We start from the raw sequence: 21,836 nt of genomic DNA, 5'->3' as shown, positions 1-21,836 counted from the left end.
ACCAGATGACCGACACGCCCCCGCCGGCCGGCACCACCCTGCCGCGCTGGACGATCGCCGGCCAGGCACCCGAGGCCGGCTTCGACCGGCACCGGGTGAGCCTGCCGCCGGAGCTCGTCGGCGCGCTCTGCGGCCGCGCCGACGAGCTCGGCGTCGAGCTGGCCGCGGTCCTGTTCGCCGCGCACCTCAAGGTGCTCGCCGCGCTCACCTCCGAGCGCGAGCTGGTGACCGGCCGCCGCACCAACACCGGGACCGCCGCGCACGCCGCCACCGTCGCCGACGGCTCCTGGGCCGAGCTGGTCGCCGAGGCGGCCCGCGCCGCCACCGCCCCGCTCGACCCGGTGGCCGAGACCGTGCTCGACCTCCGCACCGGCGAGGCCCGGCCGCCGGAGCCGGACACCGTGCTCGCCGTGCACTACGACGCCGATCTGACCATGACCCTGACCTACCGCAGGGACGCGATCACCGCCGACCACGCCGAACGGATCGGCGGCTACGTGCTCACCGCCCTCGGCTCGCTGGCCGCCGACCCGCAGGCCGCCCACCACGAGCGCACCCTGCTCTCCGACGAGGAGATCGCCTTCCAGCTCGGCGCCTTCCGCGGGCCCGACCGTCCGCTGCCCGACCGGCTGTTCGTCGAACTCTTCGAGGAGCAGGTGGCGCTGCGCCCGGACGACCCGGCCGCCTCGCACGGCGAGCAGCGCTGGACGTACCGGGAGCTCAACGAGCGGGCCAACCGGATCGCCCACGCGCTGCTGGAGCGCGGCCTCGGCGACGAGGACGTGGTGGCCGTGGTGATGGACCGCAACCTGCACTGGCTGGCCGCCACCCTGGCCGTGCTCAAGGCCGGCGGGGTGTACCTGCCGGTCCGTCCGGACTTCCCGGCCGGGCGGGTCGCCAACCAGCTGGAGCGCAGCGACTGCCGGTTCGCGGTGACCGAAGCCGGCAGCGAGGAGCTGCTGCACGCCGCCGTCACCGAGGCCGGCCGGGAGTGCCGGACGGTACTGGCGGCCGAGGCCGCCGCGGCCACCGACTCGGCCGGGGCTGGGAACCCCGGCCGCGCGATCGCCCCCGGTCAACTCGCCTACATCTACTTCACCTCGGGCTCGACCGGAGCCCCCAAGGGCGCGATGTGCGAGCACGAGGGCATGCTCAACCACCTGTACGCCAAGCTCGACGACATGGAGCTGACGGCCGGCGAGGTGGTCACCCAGATCGCCTCGCAGTGCTTCGACATCTCGCTCTGGCAGCTGCTCGCCCCGCTGCTGGCCGGCGGCTCCACCACGATCGTCGACACCGAACTGCAACTGGACGTCGAACGCTTCATCGGGCTGCTCGCCGACGGCGGCATCCAGGTGATCCAGATCGTCCCGGCCTACCTCGACGTGATGCTCTCCAACCTGGAGAAGCACCCCCGCGCGCTGGGCGACCTCCGTTCGGTCTCGGTGACCGGCGAGGCGCTCAAGGTCAGCCTGGTCAAGCGCTGGTTCGCGCTCTACCCGGACATCCGGCTGGTCAACGCGTACGGGGCGACCGAGGTGTCGGACGACACCATGCACGCGGTGCTCGACCGGGTGCCCGAGCGCGACCTCGCCGTGGTCAACGTCGGCCGGTCCCTGCGCAACGTCGACACCTACATCCTGGACGAGCAGCTGCGGGCGGTGCCGCTCGGCGCCCCCGGGGAGATCGCCTTCTCCGGCGTCTGCGTGGGCCGCGGCTACATCAACGACCCCGACCGCACCGCCCAGGCCTTCACCACCGACCCGTTCAAGCCCGGCGTCCGGCTCTACCGCACCGGCGACTACGGCCGCTGGCTGCCCGAGGGCACCATCGAGTTCCTCGGCCGGCGGGACGAGCAGGTGAAGGTGCGCGGTTTCCGGATCGAGATCGGCGAGATCGAGAACCGCCTGCTGCAGATGCCCGGCGTCGCCGAGACCGCCGTGGTCATCGCCGGGGCCGGGGACGCCACCAAGAACCTGGTCGCCTTCCACACCGGTTCGGACCAGCTCCAGTCCGCCGACCTGCGGGACTTCCTCGCCGCGGCGCTGCCCGACTACATGGTGCCGTCCCACTTCCACCGGCTGGAATCCCTGCCGCTCACCGAGAACGGCAAGACCGACAAGAAGCTGCTCACCGCCCGGGCCGAGGAGCTCGGCCAGGACGTCGCGGGCTACGTGCCCCCGGCCACGGAGACCGAGCGCCGGCTCGCCACCGCCTGGGCCGAGGTGCTCAACGTGCTGGTCGGCCGGATCGGCCGGGACGACGACTTCTTCCGGCTCGGCGGCACCTCGCTGGCCGCCGTCCGGCTGGTGGTCAAGCTCGACCGGCTGATCTCGCTGCGCGACCTCGTCGCCCGGCCGGTGCTGCGCGACCTCGCCGCGGCGATCGACGCGGCCGCGCCGGACACCGCCGACGACCTGCTCCAGCAGTTGTCCGCGCCGACCGCCGACACCCGGGCCACCCTGGTCTGCTTCCCCTACGCCGGCGGGAACGCCGTCAACTTCCAGCAGCTGGCCCGAGAGCTGGCGCCCCTCGGGATCGCGGTGTCCGCCGTCGAGCTGCCCGGGCACGACCTCAGCCGCCCGGACGAGCCGCTGGCCGGTGTCGCCGAGATCGCCCGCCGGGTGCAGCGCGGCCTGCCCGACGGCCCGGTGCTGCTCTGGGGCCACTGTGCCGGCGCCGCGTACGCGGTCGAGCTGGCCCGGCTGCTGGAGGCCGCCGGACGGCCGGCCGAGCGGGTGTTCCTCGCCGCGCTGCTGCTGGATGACCCGGCCGAACTGCGCCGGGAGAGCGCCGAGGTGAGCGCCCTCGGGGACGCCGAGCTCATCGCCCGGCTCCAGGACGACAGCGCCTACGTCGAGCTGGACCTGATGAAGTCGGAGCGGGCCGGCCTGGTCGGCCGGGCCTACCGGCATGACGTCCGCTCGACCAACGACTACCTGATCGCCCTCCAGGACGGCTCCGCGCCGGTCCGGCTCGGCACGCCGGTCGAGGTGGTGGCGGCCGCCGACGACCCGACCACCCGCGAGCCCGGGCAGCGCTACAAGCTCTGGGAGCAGGCCGTCGACACGCTCACCCTGCACCTGCTGGACGAGGGCGGCCACTACTTCGCCAGGACCCGGGCGGCGGAGGTGGCGGCCCTGGTCTCCGCCCTCCGCCCGCAGGCGTGATGCCGGTGAGCGCCGGCCCGATCGCCGTCCCCACCGACGGCGCCCCGACCCAGCCGTACCGGGGCGCCGTCGGCGTCAGCACCTGCTTCGGCACCTTCGGTGAACTGCTCCAGGGCGTGCTGCCCGAGCCCGACGCCGACTTCCTGGTCACCCTGCCGGTGGCCCGCTGGACGATGGCCAGCTTCCGGGTCGACCCCGGGACGACCGCCGTCGAGGTCCACCCCCCGCACAAGGGGAAGGCCCGGCGGATCGCGGAGATGGTCCTGGAATCCGTACCGGGCCGGCCCGGCGGCGTCCTCACCGTCGACAGCAACCTGCCCGAGGGCAAGGGCATGGCCAGCTCCTCGGCCGACCTGGTGGCCGCCGCGCGGGCGGTCGCCAACGCCGTCGGCCTGGACCTGCCGCCGGAACGGCTGGAGGACCTGCTGCGCCGGATCGAGCCGACCGACGGCGTGCTGTACCCGGCGGTGGTCGCCTTCGACCACCGCCGGGTCCGACTGCGCGCGCGGCTCGGCTCGCTGCCCACCATGACCATCGTCGGCCTGGACGAGGGCGGGACCGTGGACACCGTGGCGTTCAACCGGATCGCCAAGCCGTTCACCCCGGCTGACCGGCGCGAGTACGCCCGGCTCCTCGACCGGCTCTCCGGCGCGGTCGCCCGGGGCGACCTGGCCGAGGCCGGCGCGGTCGCCACCCGCAGCGCCGAGATGAACCAGGCGCTGTGGCCCAAGCGCACGCTCCCGGACGTGCTGCGGGTCTGCGCGGACGTGGGCGCGCTCGGCGTGGTGGCGGCGCACAGCGGCACCATGCTCGGGGTGCTGCTGGACGCCGCCGATCCCGACTACGTGGAGAAGGTCGCCGCCACGGTGCGGGCCTGCTCCCTGATCAGTCCGGACGTCTCGCTGTACCGCTCGCTCAGTTTCGACTGACCGCCACGGGATCCGCCAGGGCGACGGCGATCCGCCGCTCGCCCTGGTACGGGTCCCGGCTGTGCGCCATGCGCAGGTTGTCGACGACCAGCAGGTCGCCGTCCTGCCACGGCTCGCGCACCGTGTGCGCCTCGTAGACCTCGTTGATCAGGTCGACGGTGGCCCGGTCCAGCGGGGTGCCGTCCCCGCAGCGGGTGTTGAACGGCAGGCCGTCCGGGCCGCACTCGAAGAGCAGGTACTCCCGCACCACCGGGTCCATCGTCCACTCGTTGAGGAACGCGATCTGGTTGAACCAGACCCGCTCGCCGGTGCCCGGGTGCCGCAGTACGGCCGGCCGGACCCTCCGGGTCCGCAGCCGGCCGTCCGCGTCCCAGGCGAACTCGACGCCGTTCTCCTCGCAGTACCGCTCGACCTCGGCCCGGTCGGTGGTGGCGAAGGCCTCCTGCCACGTCACCCCGACCGGGCCGCCGTGCGTGCGCCGCAGCTCCCAGCCGTGCCGCTCGAACCGCTCGACCAGCTCGGCCGGGAGGTCGCGCAGCACCGCCGCGCCGTCGGCCAGCGCCACCGCGCCGCCCGCGGCCGGCGCCGTCAGGCAGCCGAACACCTGGCGCGACGGCGCCCGCAGGGCGTAGCTGAGCTCGTGGTGCATGCACATCGGCTGGTCGGACGGCCACTCCGTCGAGCTGTAGAGGCCGGGCAGGTGGGCGGTCCGCGGGGCGAACGGCTCCCGCTCGTCCATCTGTTCGTCGGTCAGCGCCCGCACCGCCTCCTGGACGGCGGCCGCGTCGGGCAGGCTCAGGCCGCGCAGCAGCACCGCGCCGTGCTCGGCGACCAGCGCGTCGACCGCCGGGCGGTGCCCGGCCAGCGCCCCGACCGGGCCGTCCAGCCGGGCCACCGGCGGCCGGCCGGCCGCCACCGTCACATCGAACACGGTCATGGGTCAGACCTCCAGGTTGGAACGGAAACTGAGGTTCAGCACCGAGCTGCCCGCCGGTGCGGCCGGCTTCCGGCCGTCCGGCCGGTCCCACCAGAGGCGCCGGCGGCGGAAGACCGGGGCCGGCAGCGCCGCCCGGACCTCCGGGACCGGGCGGTCCTCCGGGGCGGCGGAGGCGATCACGTGCGCGTTGGTGCCGCCGAGGCCGAAGGCGCTGACGCCGGCGATCCGCCGCCCGGGCCAGGCGCGAAGCCCGGTGTTGGGGACGAACGGCGAGGCCGCGAAGTCGAACCGCGGATTGGGGGTCTCGCAGAACAGCGTCGGCGGGATCTCGGCGTTGCGCAGCGCCAGCAGCACCTTGATCAGCCCGGCGATGCCGGCCGCGCTCAACAGGTGCCCCAGGTTGGACTTGACGCTGCCGATCGCGCAGAAGCCCGTCCGGTCGGTGTGCTCGCGGAACACCCCGGTGAGCGCCCGGAGTTCGATCGGGTCGCCGATCATCGTCCCGGTGCCGTGCGCCTCCAGCATGCCGACGTCCTGCGCGCCGACCCCGGCCAGGGCCAGCGCCCGGCGGACCACGTCGGCCTGGGCGACCGGGTTGGGCGTGGTCAGGCCCATGGTGTGCCCGTCGTTGCCGACCGCCACCGCGTCGATGACGGCGTGGACGCGGTCCCCGTCCGCCAGGGCCCGGTCGAGCGGCTTGAGCAGCAGCAGACCGCAGCCCTCCCCCGGGACGAATCCGTCGGCGTCCCGGTCGAAGGTGGCGCAGCGGCCGCGGGGCGACAGCGCCCGCGCCACGCTGAACTCCAGGTACGGCTCCTCGTCCAGCAGCACCTCGACGCCGCCGGCCAGCGCCACCCGCGACTCGCCGGACAGCAGGCTCTGGACTGCCAGCTGCACGCTGACCAGGGCCGAGGAGCAGGCGCTGTCGACGACCAGGGACGGGCCGCGGAAGTCGTACTGGTGCGAGACCCGGGCGGCGATGAAGTTCTGGTCGCCGCCGAGACCGGTCGCCGAGCCCTCCAGGCCGATCCGGCGCCGGTAGCCGGACATCCGGGCACCCATGAAGACGCCGACGTCGGTGCCTCGCAGTTCGGTGTCGGAGTACCCGGCGTCCCGCAGGCAGCCGGCTGTCGCCTCCAGGGTGAGCCGGATCGCCGGGTCGAGGTTGCGGGCCTCGGCCTCGGTCATGCCGAAGAAGTCCGGGTCGAACTCCTCCAGGGCGTCGACGAACCCGCCCCACTTGCTGATGCTGTGTCCGGGCGTGCGCTCCGGCCGGTACAGCCGGTCGGCGTCCCAGCGGCCCGGCGGCACCTCGGTCACGGCGAACCCACCGGACCGCAGCAGCCGCCAGAACGCGTCCAGGTCGGGAGCCCCCGGGAACCGGCAGGCCATGCCGATGACGGCGATCCGGCCGTCGGAGCGGTCCGCGGGGCCGGAGGCGGTGCGATCGGCCGGGCGGTCGGCCGGGCGGTCGGCGGGGGCCGGTGCCTCCTGGTCCACCCGCACGGGCGGCTCGGGCGCGTGGCCGGTCGCCGCCAAGTGGGCGGCGAGCTGCTGCAGGGTCGGGTACTCCAGCAGGGCGGTCGGCTCCAGCGGGTGGCCCCAGCGGGACTCGATCGCGGTGACCAGCTCGGCGAGCAGCACCGACTCCACCCCGAGGTCGCCGAAGGGGACGTCGTGCTCCAGCTGGTCCGCCGGAATGGCGAGCGCCTCGGCGAACAGGGCGACCAGCCAGGCCGGCGGCTCCACCGGAGCGGTCCAGGGCGCCGCGACGGCGGGCACGGACGGGGTGGCCGCGGACCGAGGCCGGTTGGCCCGCAGGACGGCGTCGGCGTCGAAGACTCCCTCCTCCGCCACCGGGCAGGGCAGCAGGACGGCGGCCGGCGGAAGGTCGAGCACCCGGTCGAGCAGGCGCAGGCCGGCCGCGTCGGTCAGGGCGTCCAGTCCGATGCCGACCGCCGCGTCCGGGCGGTCGGTGCCGCCGCCGGTCTCCGCCCAGACGGGCCAGTTGACCGCCCGCACCCCCGGTCGACCGGCCGCCGTCAGTCGGCGGGCCACGAGGTCCAGGTAGGCGTTGGCCGCGGCGTAGTCGCTGACCCCGGAGGCGAGCGCGGGGGCCGCCGCGCTGACCGAGGAGAAGAGCAGCACGAAGTCGAGGGGGTCGGCCCCGGTCAGCTCCAGCAGGGTGTCGAGACCGTCCCCCTTGGGCTCCAGCACCCGGCGCAGGTCCGCCGGGTCCTTGCGGACGAACGGCGCCGGACCGGTGGTGGAACGGCCCGCGCAGTGCACCAGGCCGCCGATCGGCCCGAGCGCGGTCCTGACCTCGGAGAGGAACCCGTCCAGCGCCGCGCCGTCGCTCAGCGGACCGGTGTGGGTCATCACCCGGGCTCCGAGGCGCTCCAGCTCCTGGATGTTGGCCACGGCCTCGGCCTCGGGGCCGGTCAGGCCGCCGGCCTGCCACCGGTGCCGGGGCGGCAGGGGCCGCATCCCGAGCACGGCGAGCCGGCGCGCACCGCGCGCGGCCAGGTGTCGGGCCGTCAGTGCGCCCAGCCCCCTGGTCCCGCCGGTGACCAGGTAGACCCGGTCCGGGTCGGGCCGCCAGTCGGCGCGGCCGTCGGACACCGGCACCAGCGTGGGCCGGTGGCGCAGGCCGGCGCGCAGGCAGAGCTCGCCGTACGGGCCGGTGTCGCCCCAGGCGGCACGCAGCTCGGCGGGGTCGTCGGGGCGGTCGGTGTCCAGCACGGTGGACCGCACCCACGGGTACTCGGCGCCGAGCGACCGGAGGAAGCCGGCCAGCCGGGCACCGGACCGCGCCGGCGCGACGCCGGGAAGGCCGGACAGCCCACTGGTCACCTGGAGGATCCGCACCCCGCCGGCGGGGCGGGCGGCCAGCACCTGCTGGACGATCGCCAACCGGGCCAGCCAGGGCCCCGAGTCGTGCTCGTCGCCGGGCTCCGCGGAGGGTGCGCAGAGGTCCAGCAGGCCGGTGACCGGCGTGCGGTCCAGCACCGCGCGCACGGCCCGCAGCGCACTGGGAACGTCCGTGAAGTCCACGCCCTGGCGCAGCGTCACCAGCTCGGCCGGGGCGAGGGCCGCCGCGATCGCGGGACGCTCCTCGGTGGTCAGACAGAGCACCGTTCCCGACGGCGTGTCACCCGGGCCGGCGAACGGCTCGGGCTGCCACTCGCGGGCCAGCAGCGGGATGTCGGAGCCGGACCGCGGAGCTGCCACCGGCGGTTCCGACGGACGGTCGGACACGCCGGCCGGGGCGTCCACGGGGGCGCCGGCGGTCGCGCCGTCGGCGACCGGGTCCCCGTCGGCCCAGCAGTGGACCGCGGCGAAGGGGTAGCCGGGCAGGTCGACGATCCGGCGCGGGGCCGGGTGCAGCTCGGTCCAGTCCACCGTGCCGCCGTCGGCCCAGTGCCGCGCCAGCCCGTCGAGCGGGGTGCCCGGCGCGGGCCGTTCCCCGGAGACGGAACCGGCCCGGCCGCGGACCACCGCGGAGGCGTCGCCCGCGCGGAACCGGCCCAACCGGTCCGCGAGTTCGTCGAGGTCGCGGACCACCAGCGCCAGGCGTTCCCGCAGCGGTTCCCGGCCGACCTGCGCCGTGTACGCCAGCTCGGCGAGCGAGGCGTCACCGTCCCGCAGGACGGTCAGCCAGCCGGCCGCGAGCTCGCGCAGCTGCTCCTCGGTCCGGGCCGACAGCACCACCAGCTGCGCACCGTCGTCGTCCGTGCGGTCCGCGCCGGACTCGTCCGGCCGGTAGGCCTCCACCACCACGTGCGCATTGGTGCCGCCCGCGCCGAAGGAGCTGATCCCGGCCCGGCGCGGCAGCCCGCTCGGCCACGGGGCGGCTTCGCGCTGCACCCGGAACGGGCTGCGGGCCCAGTCGATGTGGGGGTTGAGCTGCTCGGCGTGCAGCGAGGGCGCCAGGGTGTCGTGCCGGAACTGCAGCAGCACCTTGGTCAGCCCGGCGAGGCCGGCCGCCGCCTCCAGGTGTCCGATGCCGGACTTGACCGAGCCGATGGCCCGGCTGCCCGGGGCGAGCCCGGCCGGGGCGAAGGCGCGCTCCAGCCCGTCGAGCTCGATCGGATCGCCCAGCGAGGTGCCGGTGCCGTGCGCCTCCAGGTAGCCGACGTCGGCCGGGCCGACGCCCGCGTCCCGCAGCGCCGAGGCCACCAGCTCGCCCTGCGCCACCGGGTTGGGCACCGTGTACCCGTTGGTCTTGCCGTCGTGGTTCACCGCCGTGCCGAGGATGACGCCGTGGATCCGGTCGCCGTCCGCGACGGCCCGGGCGAGCGGCTTGAGCAGCACCGCGCCGACGCCCTCGCCGGGCACGAAGCCGTCGCCATCGGCGCCGAAACTGCGGCAGCGGTGGTCGGAGGAGGCCATCCCCAGGGTGCGCAGGGTCGCGAACTTGTTGGGGTGCAGCGAGAGGTTGACCCCGCCGACCAGCGCGGCTTCGCACTCGCCGCGGCGCATCGCGGCCACCGCGAGGTGGATCGCGGTCAGCGAGGACGAGCACATGGTGTCGACGGTCAGGCTCGGCCCGTTGAGGTCGAGCAGGTAGGAGAGGCGGTTGGCGATGCCGGCGATCGCCGAGCCGACGGGCCTGGTCCGGCCCAGCCCGAAGAACGGGTACTCGTTGTACATCGAGCCGACGAACACCCCAACCCGGCCGCCGTGCCGCTCGCGCAGGCGGGTGCGGCTGTAGCCGGCGTCCTCCAGCGCGTGCCAGCCGACCTGGAGGAAGAGCCGCTCCTGAGGGTCCATCGCCGCCGCGTCGCGCGGGGTGATCCCGAAGAACAGCGGATCGAACCCGGCGACGTCGTCGAGGAAGCCGCCGATCATGTCCTGCTGCCCGGCACCGTCGGTGCGGCGCCCCGGCGGCAGCTCGGTGATCAGGTCGTCGCCGGCCACCAGGTGCTGCCAGAACGCTTCCAGGTCGGCGGACTGCGGGTAGCGGCCGGCCAGGCCGATCACCGCGATCCGCCCGTCGGCCGGGTCGGGTGCGCCCTGCCCTCCCTGGGCGAGCCCGTCCAGGGCGCGTCCGGCCGGCGGGAGTTCGGCCGGCGGGAGTTCGGCCAGGGCCCGGGCGACGGAGCCGAGGTCACGGTGGGCGAAGAACAGGGTGCTCGGCACCTCCCGCCCGAGGTCGGCCGAGAGGCGGGCGACGAGCTGCACGACCTGCTGGGACGAGAGTCCGTAGGACTCCAGCGGTTCGCGCAGGTCGAGCCGGTCGACGGGGACGCCGGAGACCTCCGCGTAGACGGCCTTCAGGTGTCCGGTGAGGTCCGCGGTCGGCTCCCCGGTGGCGGCGCGCTCCCCGGCCGACGGTTCGGCCGCCGGCTGCTCCGGCACCCAACCGGCCGGGCGGTACCGCTCCGGCTCGAAGGGCAGGCTGGGCAGCGGCACCCGGCGAGCGCCGCTCGGACGACGGGCGGACCAGTCGACCGCGGCGCCGGCCTGCCAGGCCGCCAGCTCGGCGTCGGCGGGGACCGGGTTCTCGCCGCGCGCGACCGCGGCCAACCCGGCGCGCAGACCGGTCAGGTCGGCCGCCTCGATCACCGCCCGGCAGCGCAGGTGGTTCCGCCCGTCCTGCAGGGTGAGCGCGACGTCGCCGAGGGCGGGGGCCCGGCCGGAGCCGAGCCGGCGGTCCAGCTCGCCGGCCAACTGCGCGAGCCGGTCCGCGTTCTGCGCCGACAGCGGGAAGGCGAGCCGCGCTTCGCGTCCGGTCCCCGGTCCGGCCTCGGCCGGCCGGACCGCCCGGACCACGACGTGCCCGTACGAGCCGGTGGCACCGACGGCGTTCACCAGCGCCCGGAACGGCCCGGGGCCGGTCCAGAACGCCAGGTGGTCGGCCGGGCGCAGGCCGTCCGGCCAGGGCGCCACCGCGCCGGTGCGCCCGGAGACCACCGTCGGGGCGATCTGCCCGTGCCGGAACTGCAGCAGCACCTTGACCAGTTGGGAGAGCCCGGCCGCCGCCTCCAGGTGGCCGATGTTCGGCTTGACGGTACCGACCGTCACCCGGTGGCCGTCGAAGACCAGGCCCAGTGCCTCCACCTCGGCGGCGTCGGCGAGCACGGCGCCGGCCGCCGCGCACTCGACGTAGCCGATGTCCTCGGGGCCCAGGCCGCCGTCGGCCAGCACCGCCCCGATCGAGCGGGCGAGCTGCCCGGCCTGCGGTGTGCCGAACCGGCCGGCCCCGCCGACGTGACCCACCCGGGTGGCCTCGACCACCGCGAGCGCGGTGTCGCCGTCGGCCTCGGCGGCCGGGGCGGTCCGCAGCAGCACGGCGGCGACCCCCTCGCCCGGCGACCAGCCGGGCGCGGCGTCGTCGAACGCGCCGTCCGGCAGCTGCTCGGCCAGCAGACCGAGGTCCGTGAGCAGCCGCAGGTGGTACGGGTGGCCGAGCAGGTTGGCCGCCGCGACCACCGCCGAGTCGCACTCGCCGCGGCGCAGGCTCTCGGCCGCCAGGTGCAGGGCGGTGAGCGAGGACGAGCAGGAGGTGTCGACGGCCAGGCTCGGGCCCTCGAAGCCGAAGAAGTGCGAGATCCGGTTGGCGGCCTCCGAGGCGGTCGCCGAGATCGTGGCCGGCTTCCCGGCCCGGGCGAGGTCGGCCCCGACGTGCTGGTGGTCCTGCCACATGGCGCCGCAGAACACCCCGACCCGGCCGCCGCGGTTCAGCGAGGCGGCGGTGTGGCCGGCGTTGTCCAGGCACTCCCAGACGCTGTGCAGCAGCAGCCTCAGCTGCGGGTCGAGGGCGGCGGCCTCGGCCGGGGCGACCTTGAACAGCAGGCTGTCGAAGGAGTCGGTGTCGGCGAGGTAGCCGCCGAGCGGCGCGCGCAGGGGCAGCTGCTCGCGCCGCTGCGCCGGCACCTCGACCAGCGAGCGGGTGCCGCGGCTGAGGTTGCGCCAGTAGGCGTCGAGGTCGTCGGCCCCGGGGAACCGGCCGGCCGCGCCCACGATCAGCACCTCCGGCCGGTCGGCCGGCTGCGGCTCGGGGCGCGGGCCGGACTCGGACTCGGGCTCGGGCCGCGCGGAGAGCACGGAGCCGGCCGGTCGCCGGCCGGCTTCCCGCTCGGCCGTGGTGAACAGCGGGTGGCTGCCGTCGGCCGCCGGGGCGGGCGGCTCCGCGAGCGGGCCGCCGAGGAAGGCGTGCAGGTAGCGGTGGTGCTCCCGCAGGCCGAGGTCGGCCCGCAGGCCGTCGAGGGCGAGGGTGCCGACCGGGCAGAGGGCCGCCCCCGTCCACGGCTGGCCGAGCATCAGCAGCTGGCCCAGGTAGCCGGCCTCCAGGAGCTCGAACCGTTCGGCGTCGGCGCCGTACAGCGGCTCGACGGCCTGGTCCGCGCCGAAGAGGTACAGCTCGAACCCGGCCGCGTCGAACACCGGCCGGTTGTAGACGAAGTGCATTCCGCGGTCGATCGCCGGACGCGGGTTGACCAGGTGCAGCGCGTGCTCGACGGGGTGGTAGTAGTACAGGCCCGCGGGGACGCTCTCCACGCCGCCGGGGCGGACGTGCAGGTAGACCTGGACGGCGTAGCTGTCCCCGGCCGAGGGGTAGAGCCGCCGGCGGCGGCCGCCCCGCTCGGTTTCCCGGAGCAGACCGAGCAGCCGGCCCAGGCTCCGGTACGGGAGCGGTCCGGGCCCGAAGGTGCGCCGGCTGGCCCGCCAGTCCAGGTGCTCACCGGCGACGGCCTCGTCGTCCAGCGCGATCACGGGGGCGTCGGCCGAGGGACGGCGCAGGTCCCAGCGGGCCTGCTTGAACGCCTCGCGCTCCGCCGGCGAGAAGAAGTCGACCGGCCCCGGGCCGTCGGCGGGCGCGGCTTCGGGCGCGGCTTCGGGCGCGGCTTCGGGCGCGGCTTCGGGGGCCCGTACGGGCTCGGGGGCGGCGGCGGAAGCGGGGGCGGGCGCGGCGGCGGGGGCCGTCGCCGGCTCCTCGGCCGCGTCCCCGGTGTGTCCGACCACGGCCCGGGCGATCCCGGCCACCGTCGGGTCGGTGAGCAGGGCGGAGACCGGCACGCGCCGGCCGAACCGCTGCTGGAGCACGCCGGAGACCTGGACCATGGTGAACGAGGTCGCGCCCTGGTCCCAGATGTCCTCCTCGACCTCGACCGAGGAGAGGCCCAGCAGTTCGGCGAAGATCTCGGCCAGCACCGTCACCAGCTCGCCCACGGACTGCCCGCCGGATTCGGGGACGGCCTCGGGCAGCGCTCCGGGGCAGGCATCGGAAACGGCATCGGGAACGGCGTCGGGAACGGCCCCGGCGGCCGGCTCCGGACGGCTCGGCGCCAGCACGTGGCGGCTGCCCGGCTCGACCGGCCACGGCAGCGCCGCCCGGTCCAGCTTGCCGTTGGAGGTCGCCGGGAAGGTGTCCACGAAGGCGACCACGTTGGGAACCATGTAGTCCGGCAGGGCCTGCGCCGCGTGCCGGCGCAGCTCGCCCACGGCCGGCGGCTCGTCACCGGCGGCCAGCACGTAGGCGACCAGCTTGCGGTCGCCGGAGCCGTCCTCCCGGGCCAGCGCCACCACGTCCTTGACCCCGGGGTGGGCACGCAACCGGTGTTCCACCTCGGAGAGTTCGACCCGGAAGCCGCGGATCTTCACCTGGCTGTCGGCCCGGCCCTGGAAGGAGATCACCCCGTCCGGGAAGAAACTGGCGCGGTCGCCGGTGTGGTACATCCGCGCCCCCGGCCGGGCGTCGAACGGGTCGTCGACGAAGCGCTGCCGGGTCAGCTCCGGCTGCCGGTAGTAACCGGCGCTGAGGCATTCCCCGCCGATGTAGAGGTCCCCCTCGACGCCGACCGGGCAGGGCCGCAGTCGCTCGTCCAGGACGTAGTAGCGGGCGTTGGAGATCGGCCGGCCGTACGGGATGGACCGCCAGGCCGGGTCGACGGTGCCGACCTCGAACCAGTTGGACCAGACGGTGGCCTCGGTGGCCCCGCCCAGGCTGACGATCCGCGCCTGCGGGAAGAGCCGGCGGACCTCGTCGGGCAGCGGGAGCGGGGTGTAGTCGCCGCTCAGGTAGACCAGCCGCAGGGTGTCCGTCCCCTGCTCGCCCAGCCGGCCCGCGAACAGCGGGGAGAGCTGATTGAGCGTGGTGGGCGCGGAGTTCCAGAAGGTGATCGGCTCGCGCAGCAGCACGTCGAGCAGCAGGTGCGGGTCGCGCTGCTCCGCCTCGTTCGCCACGTAGACCGAGGCGCCGTACCCGAGCAGGCCGAGCAGGTCGAAGACGGACAGGTCGAAGCCGAGCGAGGTGACGCACAGGCCGACGTCGGAGGGCCCGAAGCCGTGCGTGCGCCGGCACCAGTCCAGCAGGTTGAGCAGCGGGCGGTGGGTGACCTCGACGCCCTTCGGGCGGCCGGTGCTGCCGGAGGTGAAGATGACGTAGGCGGTGTCGTCGACGGTGCCCACGGGCTGCGGGTCGTGCTCGGGCCCGCCCGGGGCGTCGACCGGCACCCGGCGCAGCTCCTCGGGCAGCTCCCAGCCGGTCCGCGGGCCGGTGCCGGTCACCAGCAGGTCGATCCCGGCGTCGGCCAGGATCCCGCCGGCCCGCGCGGCGGGCAGCGACGGCTCCAGGGGGACGTAGAACCCGCCGGCCTTGAGCACGCCGAAGACGGCGGCGACCATCTCCGGGCCCCGGGGCACGCTGATGCCGACCCCGGTGCCCGGGCGGACGCCCTGCTCGCGCAGCGCCCAGGCGAGCCGGTTGGCCCACCGGTTGAGTTCGCCGTAGGAGAGGGAGCCGCCGGACCACCGGACGGCGACCGCCTCCGGACGCAGGGCCGCCTGCTCCTCGAAGAGCAGCTGGACCTGCCGGTCGGCGGGGAAGTCCCGGTCGGTGGCGTTCCACTGCTCCGGCCCCTCGGGCCGCGCGGCGACGGGCGCCGGCCCGTCCTCCCCGGCCAGGCCGTCGAGCAGCTCGCGGTAGCGCTCGAACATCGACTCCAGCTGCCCCGCCGGGAACTGCGAGACCGTGGCGTCCCAGTAGAAGCGCAGCTCGTCGCCCTCGTCGATGGCGATGCAGTCCAGCGCCACGTCCGGGGTGCAGGTCAGCCAGGGGCCGAGCCGGACACCCTGCGGCAGCTGCTGGCCGGAGAGGTCGAGCAGCCCGGTGTAGACGACCGGCAGCTCGAACGCGCCGTTGCGCCGCTCCCGCATCACCCGGCGGCGCAGCTCGGCGAGGCCGCTCTCACCGTCCGCCTCGCGGTCCCCGGCGATCACCCGGGCGAACTCGGCCGCCTGCTCCCACACGCCCAGGGCCGCGTCCTCGCGGGTGACCCAGCTCAGCGCGGTGTACTCGCCGGGACGGTACTGCGCCGACCGCTCCGTCCAGCGCACCACCGGCACGCTGAACGGGGTCGGGTACTGCTCGGCCAGCGCCGTCGTGTACGCGGCCGCCAGCAGGTCGTCCGGGCTGAGCCCGGCCTGCTCGGCGCGGGCGCGGACGGTCCGCCAGCCGGTGAGCCGGCCCTCGAACCGGCGCCGGGACCGCTCGCCGCCGGCGTCCCGCACGCGCGGGCCGGGGTGCAGCGCGGCCACCCGGCTGCGCCAGTGCTCGACCCGCGCCGGGCGCTCGGCGCTCCTGCGCTGGGCGGCCCGCTCGACCAGGTACGCGTCGTGGCCGGCGGAGGGCACGAGGTCGGCCTCCGGGTCGGCGTAGAGCCGGAACAGCTCCCGGACCAGGAAGTGGATGCTGCGGCCGTCGAGGATGGTGAGGTCGGTCGTCAGGTGGACGGTGGCCGCCCCGTCGTCCGCCGCGAGGGTGACCCGCAGGTCGGACTGCGGCCCGCGGCCCAGCGGGAACGCCCGGCCGACCATCCGCTCCTGCAGCTCGGTCAGGTACGCCGCCGGGTCCTCGACCCGGGCCAGGTCCAGGACCGGGATCCGGCGCTCGGTCGGGACGTGCGGGCAGACGGCCAGTCGGCCGTCCTGGGTGACCACGGTCCGCAACACGTCGTAGGCACCGACGAGGCGCAGCCAGGCGCCCTCCAGCCGGTCGAGGTCCAGCGCGTCGACCTCGAAGGTGTGGTGGACCTGGCAGCCGTCCCAGGGGCCCGGCCGGTCGACCGCGCGGGGGACGAAGTAGGCCTGCTGGAGCTCGTTCATGGCGCGCTGGACCGTCGGCCGGTCGTCCAGTGCGTGCAGGGAGTTGACGAAGACGGCGAACAGGTCGTCCAGTTCGCCGGGGCGGAACCGGTCGGCGACGGCGTCCCACCGGATGTGCAGAGCACCGTCCTGTTCCCACATCTGGTGGTCCAGGGCGACGCCGGTGGTCTGGCTGAGGGCGTACCGCACCGAACCGGCGAAGCCGTCCGCGCCCGCCCGGCCGGTGCCGAGCAGGCTGGTGAAGACGACCGGCAGGCTCGGGGCCGGACCGCCTCCGCCCTTGGCGCGCAGTGCCCGCAGCGCGGAGACGCCGGACACGGCGGCGTGGTCCAGGCCCTCCCAAAGCCGCTCGTGGACCGCGCCGACGGCGTCGCGCAGCGACCGGTCGAGGGTGTCCGGCAGGGGCAGGACCAGGCTCGACGTGAAGGGGCCGACCAGGTCGTCCGCCTCGGCGGGCAGCCGGGAGCGGTGGCTGCTGGTGAGGATCAGGGAGAGCGGGCGGGAGTCCCGCTGCCAGCCGAAGGCCTCGGCGAACAGGGTCAGCACCAGGGCGGTGGGCGACGCCTCCCACTGCGCCGCCAGCCGGCCGAGCGCCGCCCAGTGGTCGGCGTCCAGCCGGGCGGCGAGCGCGGTGCGGTGCGGCCGTTCCCCGGCCGGGGCGGCCAGGTCCGGGCCGTCCGGCAACCCGGCCAGGCGCTCGGTCCAGTGGTCGAGGTGGGCGCGGTACTCCGGGGTGCGCTGCTGGGCGGCGAGGTCCAGGACGCAGTCGCGGACGGTCAGGTCCGGCCGGGCGAGCCGGTGGTCCCGGTCCCGGTAGCAGCGCCACCAGTCGTCGAGGACCACGCCGAGGCCGTGGCCGTCGATGAGCAGCGCGTCGATGCTCAGGTGGACGACGGCCCGTCCGTCCGGCTCGTGGGAGACCTCGACGGTGTGCATCGGCCATTCCCCGGGCTCGTAGCGCCGGTGCGAGAGCCGCTCGCGGGCCCCGGCCGCCGAGCCGGGACCGCCGACGGCCAGCGGCGGCAGGTCGGCGTGCTCGCGGACCTGCTGGCGGCCGTCGGCGGTGATCACGGCGCGGAGCATGTCGTGGTGCGCGACGACCGCGCGCCAGGCCGCCTCCAGCGCCTCGACGTCGAGGTCCTCGACCTCGAACTCGCGGTACACGTGGCAGCCGATCGGGTCGCCGCCGAGCTGCGGGTCCTTGGCGACCACGTAGGCCTGCTGGAGGTCGGTCAGCGGGAACGGCGCGAACCGGTCGGCGGAGTCCGCCGACCGGTCGGGCCCGGCCGGGGCCCCGTCGCCCGGCGCGCCGTCGGCGGCGATCCGGGCCAGCAGCTCCGCCGGGGACGGGCACTGGCGCAGCCAGGAGACCGGCACGTCCACCCCGAACTCCTTGCGGAGCTGGAACCAGAGCCGGGTGAGGGCCAGCGACTCCAGGCCCTGCTCGCGCAGCGGCAGGTCGAGCGTGACCTCCTGGTCGGGCATCATCCCGCCGAGGATCCGCAGCAGGCGCTCGGCCGGTTCGTCTTCCCGCACGTCATTCTCCCGGGGTGTGCTGGGCCAGGGTGCGCAGCGAGCCGTCCAGCAGCTCGGCGGCACCGGTCATCAGGGTCTCGGCGATGGCGTCGACATGGCGCTCCCGCCATGCCTGCAGCGGGGTTCCGGCGACCGCGCGGTTGAACGCGCCCATCGCCGGCCCGCAGTGGATCTGGTAGTTGACCTGCTCGCCCGGTACGCCGCCGAGGGCGGCCCGGGTGGAGTGCACGAAGTACCAGCGGAACACCTGGGCCATCCGGGCCTTGGGGCTCCGTTCGGCCCGGGCCAGGTCGTCGGGCCGGTGCTCGCGCAGGTAGGCCTCGGTCTCCGCCCAGACCTCGGCGAAGGAGCGGCGGAAGTACCGGTCCTCGATGGTCCGGCGGGTCGGCTCGTCGATCTCGTCCAGGCCCTCGTACCGGCGGTAGACCTGGTGGAGCTTGTTGGCCCGGGCCGGGAAGAGCGTGCTCTTGCGCACCACCTGGACGCGGGCGCCCAGCTCGAACATGTCGCCGGCCGGCGCGTAGGCGGTGTCCTGCACGTCGATGGTGGCCAACAGCTCCTTCACCGCCTCGGAGGTGCCGGCCTCCGGGGAGCACTGGTTGACCGAGCCGGTCAGCACGAAGTCGGCACCGAGCACGAAGGAGGCGGCGACCGACTCGGGGGCGCCGATCCCGCCGGCCGCACCGACCCGGACCGGCCGGCGGTAGCCGTGCTCGGCGGTCAGCGTGTCGCGCAGCCGGAGCATGGCCGGCAGCAGCACGTACGGACTGCCGGCGTCGGTGTGCCCGCCGGAGTCGGCCTCGACGCAGACCTCGCCGGCCACCGGCAGGGCGGTGGCCGCCTCCGCCTCGGCGGGAGTGAGGGCGCCCTCGGCGACCAGCCGGTCCAGCAGTCGGGCGGGCGGCGGGCTCATGAAGGCGGTGGCCACCTCGGGCCGGGACACCTTGGCCAGCACGTGCCGGACCGCCACCGGGGTGCCGTCCGGCGTCCGGTGGGCACCGGCGAACCGGTAGCGCACCAGCGCGGGCGTGACGCCGGTGAAGGCCGCGGCCTCGACGTGGCGGACGTCGTGGCGCAGGTACAGCTCGACCAGCTCCCGCTCGGCGGCCGGGCGGTCCGGGTCGGCCAGCAGGTTCATCCCGAACCGGCCGTCGGGGCCGAGCCGTTCGCGGATCGCCAGGATCGCGGCCGCCACCTCGTCCCGGGTCAGGCCGCCGGTGCCGAAGAAACCCATCAGCCCGGCCCGGCCCATCCGGACGACCAGGTCGACGGAGGCCACGCCCTTGAACATCGCCCCCGCCAGGTAGGCGTAGCGCAGGCCGTAGTCGGCGCGGAAGCCGGCCGAGCCGAGCTGCTCGGGGCGGATCCCGGCCGGACCGGACACGGCGGCGGGCGCCGAGACCGGCGCCGCGGGCGTGACCGGGGCGGGCGCCGAGACCGGCGCCGCGGGCGTCACCGGGGCGGGCGCCGGCGCCGGCCGGCGGCGGGCGGCCTTCCACAGGTCGGTCAGCACCCGGCCCGGGCCGACCTCGACCAGCTCGGTCACCCCCCGGTCGAGCAGGTGGCTCATGCTCTCCCACCAGCGCACCGGGGCGGCCACCTGACGGGCCAGCAGCTCCTTCACCGCGCCTGCCCCGTAGGGCAGCGCGGTGACGTTGGCGATCACCGGGATCCGCGGGTCGGCGATCGGGATCCCGGCCAGGAAGGCGCCGAACTCCTCCGCCGCCCCGCCCATGTACCGGGAGTGGAACGGCGCGCTGACCTGCAGCGGGACGCACCGGCCCGACCCGGCCGCCCGGACCGCCTCGGCGGCCCGGCGCAGCGAGTCCAGCGGACCGGCCAGCACCACCTGCTCGGCCGAGTTCCGGTTGGCCAGGTCGACGTCGTCGATCCCGGCACCCGCCAACAACTCGGCGAGCCGGTCGGGCTCGACACCGACGACGGCGGTCATGCCGCCGCCGCCGGCCCGGCCCATCAGCTCGCCGCGCCGCTGCACCAACCGCACGCCGGTGGCGAAGTCGAAGCACCCGGCGGCGAAGAGCGCGTCGTACTCGCCCAGGCTGTGGCCGGCCAGGTAGTCCGGGGCCGGGTGCTCCTCCCGCATCGCCAGCCAGCTCAGCGCGTTGACCACGAACAGCGCGGGCTGCACCGACCGGGTGTCCTTCAGCCCGGGTTCGGCGCCCTCCAGGCACACCTCCCGGAGCCGGTACCCGAGGATCTCGTCGGCCTGGCGCAGCAGTTCGGGATAGCGGTCGAGCACCTCCGCACCCATCCCGATCCGCTGCGCCCCCTGCCCGGGAAACACCCACACCGTGGTCATCACGTCACCCCCTGATCAGCCGTACGGCCCTGCGACTCGTGGAACCGACGGGCCCTACTGGCCCTGTCGGGTGGCGTAGAGGCCCCAGTGGTGCGGGGTGAGCGCGGTCTCCCGCGCGCTGCCGTCCACGAAGGTGCCCGGACGGCCCTCGGCGGCCAGCGCCTGCCGCAGGCGCCCGTACACGGTGAGGTCCTGGAGGCCGACCAGCCAGTGGACCTGGTCGCCGTCGCCGAACGCCTCGTCGAACAGCGTCACCGAGGCCTGCCCGGCGAACTCCTTGTTCACCGAGGTGGTGATCTCCTCGGCCAGCTCCCGGCCCTCGGCCCGGAAGCCGTGCCCGATCCGCGTCGAACGGAGCAGCACGATGCCGGAGTTGGCCGAGTTGAGCGGCTGCTCCGACTGACCGGCCCAGGGCAGCAGCACGTTGGACCGGACGCTGCCGTCGACGAACAGCCGGTCCCAGGCGCCGCCGCCGGTGTCCTCCTGGACGCGCTCCTTGGCGATGGACTCGCGGTACGCGCGGTCCTGGTCGCCCATCTCGACCAGGTCGTAGTAGGTGTCCAGGGAGCGGAGGTGGATCAGGAAGTGGATCCGGTCCTCGTAGCCGAAGGACTCCTCGTAGACGAAGGCGGTGGCGTTCCCGGCCTGCCGGGCGTTGACGTGCTTGGCCACCTCGCGGGCGAACATCCGGCCCTCGTTGCGGAATTCGGACTTCAGCTGGCCCACCTTCTGGACCACCACGCCGGCGTTGCCGGTGTGCAGCAGCTGCTCGGCGGGGATCTCGCACTGGTGCGCCGCGGGCGGGACGATCTGGGCCCGCCGCTCGTCGGTCATCGGTGCCATCGGGGTTCCTTCCGGTTGGGTTTCTGCTCCGGCGCAGCGGCGGTCCGGCCCCTGCGCGGCGGGTTTCGGTGCAGCGGGATTCGGTGCAGCGGGATTCAGTGCAGCGGGGTGAGCGCGACGTCGGACATGGTGCCGTCGAGGAACAGGCCGGCCCAGGTGCCGCCGCCCTTCTCGGCCGGGATCCAGTCGCGGAAGTAGATGTCGCGCACCTCCTCGTCCCTGACGTGCAGTTCGAGCAGGCGCATGTAGGTGTTGATGTCCTTGAGGTGGATCAGCCAGTGCAGCTGGTCGGCCTGGCCGAAGGCCTCCTCGTAGACGAAGACCGTGCACTCGCCGGGCAGGTTCTTGTTGATCGACTCGGCGACCACGCGGCCGAACTGGCGGGCCTCGGAGCGGTACTCGGAGGCCATCTGGCCGGTCCGGTGCATCACGATCCCGGCGTTGCCCGAGTGCAGGATCCGGTCCAGCGGGAGGCTGCTCTGCTCACGGGCCGGCGGCAGGGAGACCGGGCCGGCGTTGCGGTAGACGGTGCTCTGCTTCTCCAGCTCGCCGTCGACCTTGGTGCCGTACATGCCCCAGAACTGCGGCATCAGGACGGTCTCCTGGACGCTGCCCTCGACGAAGAGGCGGTTCCACTCCTCGGCGCCGTGCTCCGGCTTGGCCTCGTCCCACATCCGGAGCAGGTCCTCGTAGCAGGCCAGCGAGTCCAGGTGGATCAGGAAGTGGATGCGGTCCTTGGTGCCGAAGGTCTCCTCGAAGACCTGGGCGCCCAGCACCCCGGCGTGCTCGGTGCTCAGCCGCTCGACGGAGGCGCGCGCGAACGCCAGCGCCTCGGCGCGGTGGCCGGCCCGCACCTGGGCGACGCGTTCCACGACCACCCGGGCGTTGACGGTGTGCAGCTGCTCCTCGGGGGGCAGCGAGGTCTGGTTCTGGGCCTGCGGCACGCTCTGAGCGGTCATCTGGCGCGGCGTCCTTCCGGGGTCGGTCCTGAC

At 75.1% G+C, this 21,836-nt stretch carries 7 protein-coding genes; 2 read left to right on the top strand and 5 right to left on the bottom strand.

Annotated features, from left to right (window positions below):
* Positions 1-5 precede the first annotated feature (5 nt).
* Positions 6-3,170, top strand: coding sequence for an amino acid adenylation domain-containing protein (locus BX285_RS07145; protein WP_121177320.1), 3,165 nt, complete (start codon positions 6-8; stop codon positions 3,168-3,170).
* A gap of 5 nt (positions 3,171-3,175) precedes the next feature.
* Complete coding sequence (locus tag BX285_RS07140; protein WP_257032535.1) at positions 3,176-4,099, top strand: kinase; 924 nt, start codon at positions 3,176-3,178, stop codon at positions 4,097-4,099.
* Here BX285_RS07140 and BX285_RS07135 read toward each other — a convergent pair.
* The 5 genes from BX285_RS07135 to BX285_RS07115 form a co-directional block, all read right to left on the bottom strand.
* Positions 4,086-5,036: a TauD/TfdA family dioxygenase gene (locus tag BX285_RS07135; RefSeq protein WP_097237222.1), complete on the bottom strand. Its 951-nt coding sequence runs from the start codon at positions 5,034-5,036 to the stop codon at positions 4,086-4,088. The genes BX285_RS07140 and BX285_RS07135 overlap by 14 nt on opposite strands.
* Positions 5,037-5,039: 3 nt before the next feature.
* Positions 5,040-17,681, bottom strand: a complete 12,642-nt coding sequence (locus tag BX285_RS07130) for a non-ribosomal peptide synthetase (protein ID WP_121174722.1) — start codon at positions 17,679-17,681, stop codon at positions 5,040-5,042.
* 1 nt (position 17,682) lies between these two features.
* A complete protein-coding gene (gene fabD, locus BX285_RS07125) occupies positions 17,683-20,001 on the bottom strand; it encodes an ACP S-malonyltransferase (protein ID WP_121177316.1) in 2,319 nt (772 codons plus the stop codon).
* Between the two features lie 54 nt (positions 20,002-20,055).
* The gene (locus BX285_RS07120) at positions 20,056-20,844 is read right to left on the bottom strand and encodes a DUF6039 family protein (RefSeq protein ID WP_097237219.1); all 789 of its coding nucleotides are present in this window, start codon (positions 20,842-20,844) and stop codon (positions 20,056-20,058) included.
* 95 nt (positions 20,845-20,939) lie between these two features.
* On the bottom strand, positions 20,940-21,803 hold the full coding sequence (locus BX285_RS07115; RefSeq protein WP_097237218.1) for a DUF6039 family protein: 864 nt from the start codon (positions 21,801-21,803) through the stop codon (positions 20,940-20,942).
* Between the last annotated feature and the right edge of the window lie 33 nt (positions 21,804-21,836).

Origin of the sequence: Streptomyces sp. 1114.5, assembly GCF_003635085.1 — a bacterium.
Classification (GTDB): Bacteria; Actinomycetota; Actinomycetes; order Streptomycetales; family Streptomycetaceae; genus Kitasatospora.
This window is presented reverse-complemented; position numbering and strand designations above follow the sequence as displayed.